This is a genomic window from Actinomadura physcomitrii, assembly GCF_008923205.2.
Lineage (GTDB): Bacteria > Actinomycetota > Actinomycetes > Streptosporangiales > Streptosporangiaceae > Spirillospora > Spirillospora physcomitrii.
Window position 1 is genome coordinate 95,039 of sequence record NZ_WBMS02000022.1, and the last position, 13,440, is coordinate 108,478.

The window sequence follows — 13,440 nt, forward strand, 5'->3', positions numbered from 1 at the left end:
CCGCGCCCCCGTCCGCTCAAGGCCCGACCTCCCCATCCGGACGCCCCGGCGCCCGTCGTGGACCTGTGCACACCACCCCTCACTCACCGCACGGCCCCGGTGACTCTTCGAACCCTCGCCCGCACAGCACTCTTCCTTCCGTCTCCCGGCGGCTTCCTCTCACCACGCCCCCTTCGCCCCCTCCACCCCAGCCCTCAAGGCCCGTCCCGCGCCTGCGCTCGCCCCCGCCCGCCGGGGCTCGAAGTCAGGCGGCTTGAGTGGCGGGTTCGGCTTCGGTGTCGGGCGGGGCGGTCAGGGCCCACTGGTCGGCGGCGTCGCGTGCGGCCTGGCGGTCCTCGTCGGTGAGGGCGCCGCCGCGCTGGACGGGGCGGAAGTCGGCCGTGCCCCGGCTCAGGTCGTGGCCGACGGTGCTGGCCTCGACCTCGGCGGAGAACCGCCACTGGCCGTCGCGCTCGTACTGCCGGACCCGGAGCCGGCCGGTGACCAGGACGGGCGTGCCGCGGCGGAAGTCCGAGGCGTTGACGTTGTCGGCGAGGCCGCGCCAGCAGTTGACGGTCAGGAACATGGTGTCGAGGTCCTGCCAGGAGCCGGTCTCGCGGTCGTAGCGGCGGGGCGTGCAGCCGACCCGCAGGGACAGGAACGGCGTGCCGTTGCCGGTGACGATGTAGTAGGGCTCGGCGGCGGTCCAGCCGATGACGGTGACGTGCGCTTCGTTCACGAGTCCTCCGTTGATTCGTGGCTTGCGGAACCAACGGTGCCCGAGCCGTCACCGTGCGCGACAGCCCCGTGGAAAATGTGGATAACTACGCGGGCGGGCGGCCGAGGGCGATGTCCACGTCGTGCCGGAAGCCCGCGTAGACGCGCAGGTCGGCGGCGACGGGCTCGAGGACCTTGTCGCGGGCGACGCGCTCGATGCCCTCGCGCATGTGCTCTTCCATCTTGTCGCCGTGCTTGGCCGAGGACAGCGCGACGAGGTTGCGGCAGGCGGACGCGGTGAGCCAGCCCATGCCGAGGGTGCAGACGACGAGGACGGCGACGTAGGGGATGAGGCCGGCCTGGCCGATGAGGCCGCCCGGGTCGTCCCCGCCGATCTCGAGGACGCCGTAGGCGACCAGGACGCCGATCCAGATGACGCTGAGCACCGCGACGAGGACCAGGAAGTACTGCCAGGTCTTGATCAGCCACCACCAGCGCGGCACCTGGTTGAAGGTGGGCAGCGCCTCCTTGAGGGACTCGCCGAGCGCCTCGGGGATCTCGGTGGCGTGCGAGCGGGCGGCGGCGCGCACGGAGCGGGCCCAGTGGACGGGCAGTTCGCCGGTGATGCCGTCGGTGACGCCGGCGAGGGCGTTGTCCACGTCGCCCTGCTGGGCGCCGATGGGGCCGGTGAAGGCGTTGCGGAGCTCCTCGCGCAGCTCGGTGAGGCGCATCCGGCGCAGCGGGTCGGAGCGGAGCCGGGTGATCAGGGCGCTGACGGGCCAGCCGACGAAGTCGGCGGCGCGCAGCTCGTAGGCGCTCTCCATGGCCTCGGCGACGGCGGGCGCGCCGGCGGCGTCGCTGAGGGCCTGGACGAGCTCGGTGCGTCGGCCCTCGTCGACGGCGGCGGGGGGCTCGGCGGTGAAGCGGTGCTCGGCGAAGCGCTCGGCGACCCGGTCGACGTCGGCGGCGAGGCGCTCGCTGCGGGCGCGGCGGGCGGCGACGGTGTCGACGAGGACGTCGCGGAAGCCGTGCACGCCGTCCTCGGCGACGGCGGAGGTGGTGATGATGCGCGGCTGGGCGAGCCCTTCGGCCTCCAGGAGGCGGCGCAGGTCGGCGACGCAGTCGTCGATCTCGTCGGGGGCGAGCCGGTCGACCTGGTTGAGGACGATCAGGGTGACGCCGGCGTACCGGGCGAACGGGACGATGTAGTTGCGGTGCAGGGCGGCGTCGGCGTACTTCTGCGGGTCGACGACCCAGACGAGCAGGTCGGCGATCGCGACGAACCGGTCGACCTCGGCGCGGTGCATGGCCTGGACGGAGTCGTGGTCGGGCAGGTCGAGCAGGACGAGGCCCTGCAGGGAGCTGTCGGCGCGTTCCAGGTCGAGGGCGCTGGCGCGGGCGTAGCGGTGCCGCTTGTCGACGTCGAGCCAGTCCAGCAGGGGGCCGGCGCCGTCGAGGCCCCAGACGCAGGCGTGCGCCTTGGAGGTCATGGGGCGGCGCATGCCGGTGGGTGAGAGCTCCAGCCCGCAGATGGCGTTGAACAGGGAGGACTTGCCGCTGCCGGTGCCGCCGGCGAGGGTGACGACGGTGTGCTCGCCGGACAGCCGCAGCCGCTGGCCGGCCCGGTCGAGCAGCGCGTCGGCGTCCTCGAGGAGGGGGCGGTCCAGCCGTCCGGCGCCGGCCTGGACGAGGCGGTCCAGGCCGTTGAGCCGGTCGGTCAGGGTGGGGGCGGCGGGCTCGGCGCGTCCGGCGGGCACCGCCGGGTGCGCGCCGGGGACGTCCGTGCCGGGGACCGGGATGCCGCCGGGGCTCGTCGGCGAGCCGGCGGGCAGGGCCGAGGTGGTCATCGGGCGACCTCGAGGTTGTAGGTGGCCTGGTACAGCTGGACGGGGACGGTCTCGTCGGGCAGGCCGGCGCCGTCGAGCACCTGCCCGAACCGGATGGCCTCCTCGTCGAACAGCATGCCGATGCGGCTGCGCAGGTCGGCGCGGGCCTTGGCGCCCATGCCGCGCAGCGACTCGGCGCCGAACAGCGCCTTGAGCAGCCGCTGCGGGACGGCGCTGTTGCCGCCCTCGACGGCGACGTCGGAGGTGCCGTAGCCGAGCAGGCCGATCATCAGGACGAGGGAGACCGCCTCGGTGTCGAACGAGACGAGCTTGGCGACCGAGCGCTTGGTCACGCCCTCGGTGCGGATCAGCTCCTGGACGTGGTCCTGCCAGGAGCTGACGGCGCGGGTGACGCGGCGCGACAGCTCCGGCGAGACGTGCCCGATCTCGTCGCCGCGCCCGGCGAGGACGGTGCCGCCGGCGGGGTGGTCGCGCCAGCGGGCGACGACCTGCTCGGCGCCGTGCTCGGCGGACGACATGATCAGCGATTCGAGGCCGCTGCGCAGCGCGGCCTTGAGCGCGCGCACACGGGCGGGGCTGCGGCGGCGCCGGCTGGAGCCCCGGCCGCGGCGCGCGCGCTGGACGTGCAGGGCGCGCAGCAGGTCGCCGGTGCCGGCGAAGTCCTGCCAGCGGGCGAGGACCTCGCCGCGCAGCAGGGAGCCGTTGCGGGTGGCCTCGTCGAGTTCGGCGAGGGCGGTGCCGTAGGCGGCCTCGACCTGCTGGGCGAGTTCGGCGCGCTGCTCGACCTGCGCCTCGACCTGGCGGGCCAGCTCGGGGACGCGGGTGCGGAAGCTGTCGAGGACGGCGGCGAGGGTGTCGCTGATGACGATCTCGCGGTCCTCGACGTCCTCGGCGACGCCGGTGAGCCAGGCGCGGATGTCCTCGACGGTCTCCTCGGGGAGCCGGCTCTCCTCGATCCGGGTCTCGGGGATCGTGAAGCGGCGGGCGTCGCCGACCTCGTGCTCGTCGAGCATCCGGCCGAAGTGCTCGACGACGTCGGAGCTGGCCTGCCCGACCGATCCGGCGCGCCCGCCGGGGCCGTCGCCCTGCGGGACGCGGGAGAGCACGACGCCGATGGTGGCGCCGTTCTCCTTGGCGCGCTGGAGCATCTGCCACACCTGCGCGTCGGCGTAGCGGGCGGCGGTGGTGACGCACAGCCACAGGTCGGCGGCCGCCATCAGCTTGGTGGCGAACTCGTAGTGGTCCTCGAAGACGGAGTCGAAGTCGGGGCTGTCGAGCAGCGCCAGGCCGGGCGGGAGCGCCTCGCTGGCGATGATGACCAGCTGGTCGCCGGCGATGGCGTCGGGCGCGGGGCCGCGGACGCGTCCCATGCCGGGCAGCATCGGCCCCTCCATGAACCACTGCACGTGGTCGGGGTGGCAGACGAGGATCGGGCTGCTGGTGGTGGGGCGGAGCACGCCGGTGGCGCTCACCCGGGCCCCGACGAGCGTGTTGACCAGCGTGGACTTGCCCGCGCCGGTCGACCCGCCGAGCACCACCAGCATCGGCGCGCCGGCCGCCTGCAGGCGGGGCAGGACGTAGTCGTCGAGCTGGTTGCGCAGCTCGTCGCGGGCCTCGCGGGCCTCCTCGACCCCGGGGACGTCCAGCAGGAAGTCGAAGGCGCCGAGCTGCTCGCGGAGCGCGGTCAGCGCCCTGACCAGCTCGCCCTGCCGCACCGTCGCGCCGCCCCACGGCGCGGGCCGGGGCCGGGCCGTACCGCCTCCGCGCGCTCTGCCGCCCGGCGCCTTGCGCTCGGCCGTATCGCCGCCCGGCGCCTTGCCGCCGCCTTCCGGCGCCTCGTCGGCGCCGGGCTCCGGCTTCTCGCCGGCGCCGGACGCGGGCTCCTCGGCGGACGCGGGGGTGTCCGGCTCTTCGGGCATGGCGCTCCCGGACGCGGGCTTCACGGGGTCGTCGCCTCCGCGTCCGGTGCCCGCCTCCTCGTCGTGGACCGCGCTTCGCTCTGCGGGGGGTGTCACGGATCCCGTCCCAAGTCGGCTCGAATCATGTCGATCTCTCGCGCCACGTCGACCACGTCGCCCACGACCACGATCGCCGGGGGCCGGACTCCGCCGGCGGCCATCTCGTCGGCCACGGTGCCCAGCGTCGCCGTCAGCGTCCGCTGGCCCGGGAGCGTGCCGTCCTGGACGACGGCGACCGGCGTGTCGGACGACCGACCATAGCGCACGAGGGCGGGCGCGATGAGGGCCATCCGCTCCACGGCCATCATCAGCACGAGCGTCCCGCGGGCGCGGCCGAGCGCCTCCCAGTCGACGGTGGACTCGGGGTGCCCCGGCGGGACGTGCGCGGAGACGACGTGGAACTCCTGCGCGACGCCGCGGTGGGTGACCGGGATACCGGCCGCGGACGGCACCGCGACCGAACTGCTGATCCCGGGGACCACCATGACCGGGACGCCGTTGCGGGCGCAGTGCAGCGCCTCCTCGCCGCCGCGGCCGAAGACGAACGGGTCGCCGCCCTTCAGCCGGACCACGAACTTCCCCTGCTTGGCGTGCTCGACGAGGTAGCCGTTGATCTTGTCCTGGGTGACCGTCCGGCCGTAGGGGATCTTCGCGGCGTCGATCACCTCGACGTCGTCGGCCAGCTCGTCCAGCAGCCCGCCGGGGGCGAGCCGGTCGGTGACGACGACGTCGGCCATCGCGAGCAACTGCCGGCCGCGGACGGTGATCAGGCCCGGGTCGCCGGGGCCGCCGCCGACCAGCGCGACGCCGGACGGCTTGCGCCGCGAGTTCCGGGACTCCAGGGCGCCGTCGCGCAGCCCGTCCACGACGGCGTCGCGGATGCCGGCGGCGCGGCGCGGGTCGCCGCCGAGCAGCACCCCGACGGTGGCGTCGCCGGCCTGCCCGCTCGCGGGCGTCCAGGCCGGGGACGACTCGGCGTCGTCGGCGCGCACCGACCAGATCCGGGCGGCCTCCGCGTCGGCGACGACGTCCCCGTTGGTCTTGGCGTCGTCGGTGACGGCCTGCACCAGCCAGGCGCCGGCGCAGTCGCCGCGCCGGTAGGGGCGCGCGTGCCAGGCGATCCGGCCGGCCTCCGCGAGGCCCTGCAGGGAGGGCGTCACCTCGGGCGAGACGAGGACGACCTCGGCGCCCGCGTCCAGCAGGGCGGGGACGCGGCGCTGCGCGACCCGGCCGCCGCCGACGACGAGGACGCGTCGCCCTCGAAGGCGCAGACCTAGCAGGTACGGGGGCACGTGGTGATTCTTTCGGACGCCGGTGACGGACAAGTGTCTTTGCGGAACAAAGGTACTCGGGTTGGGGAGTTCATGGAGAGGGGCTCCGGCCGTTCGATAGCCGAGCGTGACTCATTCCGAGATCATGTCGTTACGGGGCGCGGTCTCCTTTTCGGTGACCCCGGCCGAGTCGAAGGTGGCGACCTCGTGCAGCACCCGCACCGCGCCCTGGACCAGCGGCAACGCCAGCAGGGCGCCGGTGCCCTCGCCGAGCCGCAGCTCCAGGTCGACCAGCGGGCGCAGGCCGAGATGATCGACGGCGGCGGAGTGGCCGGGCTCGGCGGAGCGGTGCCCGGCGACGCAGCCGGCGAGGGCGTCGGGGCTCAGCGCGGCGGCGGCGAGGGCGGCCGATCCGGCGATGACCCCGTCCAGCACGACCGGGACGCGCAGCGCCGCGGCGCCGAGGACGAACCCGGCGATCCCGGCGTGCTCGAAGCCGCCGACGGCCGCCAGCACGCCGAGGGGGTCGCGGGAGCCGGCGCCGTCCAGGAGGCCGTGCCGGGCGAGGGCCGCCCGGACGACCTCGACCTTGCGGGCGTGGGTGGCGTCGTCGATGCCGGTGCCGCGGCCGGTGACCCGCTCGGGCGGCAGGCCGGTGAACGCGGCGACCAGCGCGGCGGACGCGGTGGTGTTGGCGATGCCCATGTCACCGGTGATCAGGCAGCGGGCGCCCTGGGCGGCGAGCTCGCGGGCCACCTCGATGCCGGTCGCGACGGCGCGGCGGGCCTGGTCCGGGGTCATCGCGGGGCCGGCCGTCATGTCGGCGGTGCCGGGCGCGATCTTGCGGGACAGCAGGCCGGGCGCCGGCTCCAAAGGCGCGGCGACGCCGATGTCCACCACGGTGACGCGGGCGCCGACCTGCTTGGCGAACGCGTTGACGACCGCGCCGCCGGCCACGAAGTTCGCGACCATCTGCGCGGTGACCTCTTGCGGCCACGGCGTGACGCCCTGTGCGTGGACGCCGTGGTCGGCGGCGAATACGGCGACGGCGGCGGGCTCGGGCAGCGGCGGCGGGCACCGCCCGGCGAGCCCGGCGAGCCGGATCGAGACCTCCTCCAGTACGCCGAGCGACCCCGGCGGCTTGGTCAGGCGGCCCTGCAGGTCGCGGGCCTCGCCCATCGCGGCCTGGTCGGGCGGCGCGACGGCGGCCAGCGTCTCCTCGATCATGCGGCCCGCTTCGTTGTCCGGCACGTCGTCTCCCTCAGATTCCCAGCTCACCGAGCACCTCCAGCAGGGCGTCGTTGGACGGGCGGTCGCGCACGGCGATGCGCAGCCAGTCGGTGCCGAGGCCGGGGAAGGTGTCCCCGCGCCTGACCGCGTAGCCGCGCTGCCGCAGCAGTGCCCGGATGCCGAGCGCGTCCGGCACGCACAGGCACAGGAACGACGCGCGGGCCTCGGGCACCACGTACAGGCCCCGGGCGGTCAGCTCGCCGGCCAGCCGGTCGCGTTCGGCGGCGAGGTCGAGGGCCCAGGCCGTAGCCTCGGCGACCGCGTCCGGCGCGCAGCACGCCTCGATCGCCACCAGCGCGGGCGTGGACACCGCCCACAGCGGCTGCGCTGCCGCCAGCCGGCTCACCAGGTACGGGTCGGCGAGCAGGTACCCGGCGCGCAGCCCGGCGAGGCCCCAGGTCTTGGTCAGCGACCGGATCACCACGATCCCGGCGGGCAGCCGGGACGCGAGGGTCTCCGGCTCGCCCGGGACGCAGTCCATGAACGCCTCGTCCACCACGACCGTCCGGCCGGGCCGGGACAGCGCGGTGATCGCGGCGGCCGGGTGCAGCACCGAGGTCGGGTTGGTCGGGTTGCCGATCACGACGAGGTCGGCGTCGTCCGGCACGACGGCCGGGTCGAGGGTGAAGTCCTTGGCGAGGACGGCCCGCTCCACCGCGTGCCCGGCGGACCGCAGGGCCGCCTCCGGCTCGGTGAACTGCGGATGCACCACGACCGCCTTGCGGGGCTTCAGGACGCGCGCCAGCAGCACGAACGCCTCGGCGGCGCCGGCGGTGAGCAGCACCTCCTCGGCGGCGCGGCCGTGCCGCCGCGCGACGGCCCGCCGGGCCGGCCGCGGGTCGGGGTAGCAGGCCAGGTCGGCGACCGACGCGCGGAGCCGGTCGGCGAGCCAGGCGGGCGGCGTGCCGGTGCGCACGTTGACGGCGAAGTCGGCGAGCCCGTCGCCGACCTCGGCGTCCCCGTGGTGGCGCAGGTCGACCTCGCCGGCGTCGTCGGCGGGGCCGGCGGCCACCGGCCGGTGCCCGATCACGGCGCGCCCTGCCGGAAGGAGGACCCGCCCTGCCCGAAGGGCTGCGGAGTCTGCTCGAAGTACAGCAGCGCGTTGACGGCCGCGGCGGCGACCGCCGGGCCGCCCTTCTCCGAGACGTTGCTGAGCTGCGGCAGCCCGCTGGCCCGCAGCGCCTCCTTGGCCTCGGCGGCGCCGACGAACCCGACGGGCGTGCCGACGACCAGCGCGGGCCGGACCCGGCGCGCGATGATCTCGAAGATCGCCTCGGGCGCGGAGCCGACCACCCAGACCGCGCCCGGCCCGACCTCGGAGTAGGCGATGCGGACCGCGGCGGCCGGGCGGGTGATGCCGGCGGCGCGCGCCATCCGCGCGGCCGCGGGGTCGTCGGCGTGGCAGGCCGTCTCGCGGGCGGTGATCCCAGCGGCGGTCATGTGCTCGTCGGTGACGATCGGGGCGCCCGAGCGCAGCGCCGACCAGCCCTGGACGAGGAAGTCCTCGCTGGTGACCAGGTCCACCGCGTACTCCAGGTCGGCGGTGGCGTGGATCACCCGCTCGGCGACGGCCCGCCACAGCGGCGGCATCGGGGACAGGTCGACCCGGGAGCGCAGGATCTCATAGGACCGGACCTCGATCGGGTGGGGCTGGCGTACGGTCACTGCGCCTCCGGATTGAGCACGGTCGGGTGGGTCACGGTCGGTCCTCGCGGTCGCCGGGGGTTCGTCGTCGGGCACCTAGGGTTTCACGGGTCGCCGGTCGCCATGACCCGCCTTCGCCGGGTTCGCGGGCTTCGCCGGGATCATCGGGTTCGCCGGGACGATCCGGGCCACCGCCGCCGTGGCGCGCGCCGTCGCGCGCTTCTCCACGACGAGGCGGGCGTCGCCGCCGAGCGCGCGGGCCCCGTGCAGGGCCGCCGCCTCGGCCACGCTCGCCGTCCCGGTCCGGGCCCGTACGCCCTCCGCCGGGTTCGGCACCGCCACCTGCGCCAGCACGCCCACAGGGTAGGCGACGAGGTGAAATCCGAGAATTCGGGCGGCGTCGCGGACACCGCCCGTGCCCGCGCGCGCTTCGGCGGTCGCCACGCACGCGACGTCCTCGCCGCGCAGGTCGTCGCGGTCCAGCACGGCGGCGATCAGGTCGCCGATCTCCCGCGCGTCCGCCCGGCTGGACGCGCCCACGCCGATCACCAGGGTCATAGGACCGAGCGTCCGGGCGGGGGCGGGAGGGTCTCGATGCCCCTGATCCGCTTCGCGGCCGGCGGTTCGGGGACGGGCGCGGGGCGTTCGGCCCAGAGGAGCGTGATCGGGGACGGCGGTTCCGGGGGGCCGGTGAGCGGGGTCGTCTGGACGGTCGTGGCGCGGGCGGTAAACCCGTGACCTGCGAGGACGTCGATGAGCGCGGGGGCGGCGCCGACCGGTGCCGTGGCGGCGAGACGGCGCAGGGCATGCGCGGCGCACGTGGCGAGCGCCTCCGGGGACGCGTCCGCCAGGAAGACGGCGTCGGGTACGGGCAGGTGATCGACGACCGTGCCGATCTCGCCCCGCGACACCGCGACCCGGACGCCGTGCCTGCGGACGTTCTCCCGCAGCCGGACGCAGACGGAGTCGTCGCGGTCGAGAGCGACGGCCGCCGCGCCGAAGCGCGCGCATTCGATGGCCACCGAGCCGTCACCGGAACCGATGTCCCACACCATGTCCCCTATGCGCGGCCCCAGTTTCGCCAAGGCGAACGCACGCGCCTCCGGTGTGAGAGCCGGTTCTCCAAGGAAGGCCTCCTGAGGCAGTGCCCAGGCCGGTTCCCTTAGTGCCGGGCCCGCGATCCATGTGGGCGCGTCCTCCGCGCGCCGGTTGTCCAGCACGAGGACCACGTCCGGCTTGTTCCACGGCCGGGTGGTCGCCTCCGCCGGACGGACGTGGACGACGCGCTCGTCGGGCCCGTCCACGTCCTCGCACACGATGAAGGAGCGCGGCGTCTGCGGGAACAGGGCGCGTCCCAGTTCGGCGGGCCCCGTGCTCGGGGCCGTCAGGACGGCCACCTTGGGGTGCGCGCGGCAGGCGTTCACCGCGCGCCGGAACTCCGCGGCGGAGACGACGAGCGCGTCGTCCCAGGGCACGCCCGCCAGCGCGAAGGCCCGAGCCGCCAGCGCCGTGCCGGAGCGCGGCGCGCCGTCGCGGCCGCTGACCGTGAGCACGGCTACCGCGCCATCCGCCCGAACATCCCCACCATGCGCTCTCCCTTCGCGTCGACCAGCACGACCTGCGCCGCCACCGGGCTCTCGGCCGCGCCCGCCGCCTCGGCGGCGAGGCGTTCCAGCTCGCCGGCGGTCCGCCGGCACAGTTCCCGCCCGCACGGGCCGAGCCGTCCGGCGGCCTCCCACAGCTCGTAGGCGCGCTGCGGCGTCCCGGCGGCCTCGACGCCGGCCGCCAGCGCCGACCCGCCGTCCATGTCCGCGGTGATCGCGGCGAGCGCGGGGACGCCGCCCGCGATCGCGGCCTGCTCGTCCACCCCGGACACCAGCACGACCTGCGCGAGCCCTTCCGCGACCGCGCCGCGCAGCGCGTCGAGGCCGATGGGGGCGAAGCAGTCGTCCGGCAGGTCCGGCAGCATGCGGCGGGCGGCGTCCGCCGTGTCCGCGCCGTGCATCACCAGCGTCCGCCGTACCGCCGGTGCCTCCGTCGCCTGTGTCCCGGTCATGCCCGTCCTTTCCCGTCATGGGCGCTGTCGTGGGCGTCGAGCCTCCAGGAGGCCGCGCCCGGCCCGGAGCGCGGCGCGCCGCGCGCCCCTGGATCGATCAGCATTCCGGGCCGTCCTGCCGGAGATCGGGGGCGATGCGGCTGAAGACGAACATGTCCCGGTTGACGCCGTCGGCGTCGCGTTCCGCGCCCCGCGCAACGCCTTCGCGCACGTAGCCGGCCTTCTCCGCGACCCGGATCGAGGCGTGGTTGGTGGTCAGGGCGCGCAGTTCGACGCGGAACAGCCCGCAGTCGCGCAGCGCCCAGTTCGAGACGATGGTGAGGGCCTCGGTCGCGTACCCGCGCCCGCGCGCGCTTGACCGCACCCCGTATCCGACCTCGCAGGTCAGCTGCGCCCAGTCGACCTTGAACAGGCCGATGGTGCCGACGAGGCCGCCGGTGTCGCGGTCGGTCATCGCCAGATGGATGCCGAGGCCGAAGCGGTGCACCTTGTGGACGCCCTCGCGCAGGAACCAGGCGAGCGGCTCGGCCTCCAGCGCGTCCGGGAAGTTCGGCGGGAGGAAGTCCTCGCCCGCGCGGATCACCTCGATCAGGTCGGGCGCGTCGTCGAGCCCGAACGGGCGCAGGACGAGGCGCCCGGCCTCCAGGCGCACGCTCCCGGTGAAGACGTCCACACCGCTCCCCTCCCCGCCCGTACCGTCACAGGCAGGCCGCGACCATCCGGCTGGCGAACCACGGCGATCCGGCCCAGTGCAGGTGGAGGTAGGACGCGACGCAGTCGCCCCGCACGAAGCCCACCGGGCCGGACGCGGACCACTGCCAGGCGGCGGTCTCCCCGCGGTCGGGGACCGTCACCGTGCGGTGGAACTCGTGCCCGTGCACCCGTTCGCCCGCGCGCGCGACGACCGAGTCGGCCACCGCCACCGCGGCACGATAACCCAGCGCCAGCCGCGGGGCCATGGCCGCTTTGGCGCCATTCAGCACACCGCACATGGGCGCGCCGTCGAGTTCCTCCGCGAGGTACAGGAGCCCGGCGCACTCGGCGTACACGGGCCGGGACGCCTCCGCGAACGCCGCAAGTTCCTGGCGCAGCGGCTCGTTGGACGACAGCTGCGCCGCGTACACCTCGGGGAACCCTCCCCCGACGACGACTCCGCGCGTCCCTTCCGGCAGGCCCTCGTCCTGCAGCGGATCGAACCGGACGACCTCCGCGCCCGCCGCTTCGAGCAGTTCCTCGTTCTCCGCATAGCCGAACGTGAAAGCGGGACCGCCCGCCACAGCGATCCGGGGCCGTCCTGGATGCTTCTCCGGTACGGCCTCGGACGGGTCCCACGGCACGGCGTCCAGCTTCGGCGCCTGCCGGGCCAGCGCGAGCACGGCGTCGAGGTCGCACGACGCCGCGACCAGTTCGCCCAGCCGCCGGACGGTGTCCACAGCCTCCGCGTTGCGCTCGGCGGCGGGGATCAGCCCGAGGTGCCGGGACGGCGTCGCGGCGTCGTCGGCGCGGCGCAGCGCGCCCAGAACGGGCAGCCCGAGGTCCTCGACGGCCTCGCGGCACATGCGCTCGTGGCCGTCGGAACCGAGCCGGTTCAGCACGACGCCGCCGACGCGGACCGTCCCGAACGACCGGAACCCATGGACGAGCGCGGCGACGGACCGTCCCGCGGCGGCGGACGCGTCCACCACCAGCACCACGGGCGCGTCCAGGAGCGTCGCGACGTGCGCGGTCGAGGCGTAGTCGCCTCCCCCGGCCGAGTCGGACGGTCCGAGCCCGGCGGCGCCGTCGTACAGGCCCATCACGCCCTCGACGACCGCTATGTCCGCGCCCTCCGCGCCGTGCAGGAACAGCCGCGCGACCAGGTCCTCGGACGTCAGCCAGGGATCCAGGTTCCGGCCGGGCCGTCCCGTCGCGAGCGCGTGGTAGCCGGGGTCGATGTAGTCCGGACCCACCTTGTGCGGCGACACCCGCAGGCCGCGCGCCGCGAACGCGGCCATCAGCCCGGTCGCCACGGTCGTCTTGCCGCTGCCCGACGAGGGCGCCGCGACGACGAGCCGCGGGACGGTCACCACTCGATGCCCTTCTGCCCCTTCTGGCCGCTGTCCATCGGGTGCCGCACCTTGGACATCTCCGTGACCAGGTCGGCCGCCTCGATCAGCCGCGGGTCGGCGTCCCGGCCGGTGATCACCACGTGCTGGTTGCCGGGACGGTCCGCGAGCGCGGCGACGACGTCGTCGACGTCGACCCAGCCCCACTTCATCGGGTAGGTGAACTCGTCCAGCACGTAGAGGCGGTACGTCTCGGCGGCCAGGTCGCGCTTGATCTGCTCCCAGCCCTCGCGGGCGTCGGCCTCGTGGTCGGCCTCGGTGCCGGGCCGCTGGATCCACGACCAGCCCTCGCCCATCTTGTTCCAGAACACCGGCCCCCCTTCGCCGGTCCGCTCGTGCAGGCGGCCGAGCGCGAGCAGCGCGTTCTCCTCGCCGATCCGCCACTTCGCCGACTTGACGAACTGGAACACCCCGATCGGCCAGCCCTGGTTCCAGGCCCGCAGCGCGAGCCCGAACGCGGCCGTCGACTTCCCCTTGCCCGGTCCGGTGTGCACCATCAGCAGCGGCCGGTTGCGGCGCTGCCTGGTGGTGAGCCCGTCGTCCGGCACGTACTCCGGCTTGCCCTGCGGCATC

Annotated in this window: 13 protein-coding genes; all 13 read right to left on the reverse strand. The window is 75.2% G+C overall.

Annotated features, from left to right (window positions below; all coding sequences use genetic code 11):
- Nucleotides 1-244 precede the first annotated feature (244 nt).
- Entirely contained in the window at nucleotides 245-718 is a 474-nt protein-coding gene (locus tag F8568_RS26285; protein ID WP_151596367.1) for a single-stranded DNA-binding protein, read from the reverse strand.
- Between the two features lie 85 nt (nucleotides 719-803).
- Nucleotides 804-2,543: a GTPase family protein gene (locus tag F8568_RS26290; RefSeq protein WP_236009161.1), complete on the reverse strand. Its 1,740-nt coding sequence runs from the start codon at nucleotides 2,541-2,543 to the stop codon at nucleotides 804-806.
- The gene (locus F8568_RS26295; protein ID WP_328601018.1) at nucleotides 2,540-4,558 is read right to left on the reverse strand and encodes a GTPase family protein; all 2,019 of its coding nucleotides are present in this window, start codon (nucleotides 4,556-4,558) and stop codon (nucleotides 2,540-2,542) included. The genes F8568_RS26290 and F8568_RS26295 overlap by 4 nt, the downstream gene beginning before the upstream one ends.
- Nucleotides 4,555-5,793, reverse strand: a complete 1,239-nt coding sequence (cobA, locus tag F8568_RS26300; RefSeq protein ID WP_151596368.1) for a uroporphyrinogen-III C-methyltransferase — start codon at nucleotides 5,791-5,793, stop codon at nucleotides 4,555-4,557. Before cobA ends, F8568_RS26295 begins: the two co-directional genes overlap by 4 nt.
- Before the next feature lie 111 nt (nucleotides 5,794-5,904).
- Nucleotides 5,905-7,023, reverse strand: coding sequence for a nicotinate-nucleotide--dimethylbenzimidazole phosphoribosyltransferase (gene cobT, locus F8568_RS26305; RefSeq protein ID WP_328601019.1), 1,119 nt, complete (start codon nucleotides 7,021-7,023; stop codon nucleotides 5,905-5,907).
- Nucleotides 7,024-7,033: 10 nt separating this feature from the next.
- Complete coding sequence (gene cobC / locus F8568_RS26310) at nucleotides 7,034-8,092, reverse strand: Rv2231c family pyridoxal phosphate-dependent protein CobC (RefSeq protein ID WP_328601020.1); 1,059 nt, start codon at nucleotides 8,090-8,092, stop codon at nucleotides 7,034-7,036.
- On the reverse strand, nucleotides 8,089-8,727 hold the full coding sequence (locus F8568_RS26315) for a precorrin-8X methylmutase (protein WP_151596369.1): 639 nt from the start codon (nucleotides 8,725-8,727) through the stop codon (nucleotides 8,089-8,091). Before F8568_RS26315 ends, cobC begins: the two co-directional genes overlap by 4 nt.
- A 75-nt stretch (nucleotides 8,728-8,802) precedes the next feature.
- The gene (locus F8568_RS26320) at nucleotides 8,803-9,264 is read right to left on the reverse strand and encodes a cobalamin biosynthesis protein (RefSeq protein WP_151596370.1); all 462 of its coding nucleotides are present in this window, start codon (nucleotides 9,262-9,264) and stop codon (nucleotides 8,803-8,805) included.
- Entirely contained in the window at nucleotides 9,261-10,259 is a 999-nt protein-coding gene (locus F8568_RS26325; protein ID WP_328601021.1) for a hypothetical protein, read from the reverse strand. The genes F8568_RS26320 and F8568_RS26325 overlap by 4 nt, the downstream gene beginning before the upstream one ends.
- Before the next feature lie 2 nt (nucleotides 10,260-10,261).
- On the reverse strand, nucleotides 10,262-10,762 hold the full coding sequence (locus F8568_RS26330) for a hypothetical protein (RefSeq protein ID WP_151596371.1): 501 nt from the start codon (nucleotides 10,760-10,762) through the stop codon (nucleotides 10,262-10,264).
- Nucleotides 10,763-10,859: 97 nt separating this feature from the next.
- Nucleotides 10,860-11,435 (reverse strand): GNAT family N-acetyltransferase, encoded by a 576-nt coding sequence (locus F8568_RS26335; protein ID WP_151596372.1) that lies wholly within the window; start codon nucleotides 11,433-11,435, stop codon nucleotides 10,860-10,862.
- Nucleotides 11,436-11,460: 25 nt separating this feature from the next.
- A complete protein-coding gene (locus tag F8568_RS26340; RefSeq protein ID WP_328601022.1) occupies nucleotides 11,461-12,831 on the reverse strand; it encodes a cobyrinate a,c-diamide synthase in 1,371 nt (456 codons plus the stop codon).
- A complete protein-coding gene (cobO, locus tag F8568_RS26345) occupies nucleotides 12,825-13,439 on the reverse strand; it encodes a cob(I)yrinic acid a,c-diamide adenosyltransferase (RefSeq protein WP_151596373.1) in 615 nt (204 codons plus the stop codon). The genes F8568_RS26340 and cobO overlap by 7 nt, the downstream gene beginning before the upstream one ends.
- Nucleotide 13,440 lies beyond the last annotated feature (1 nt).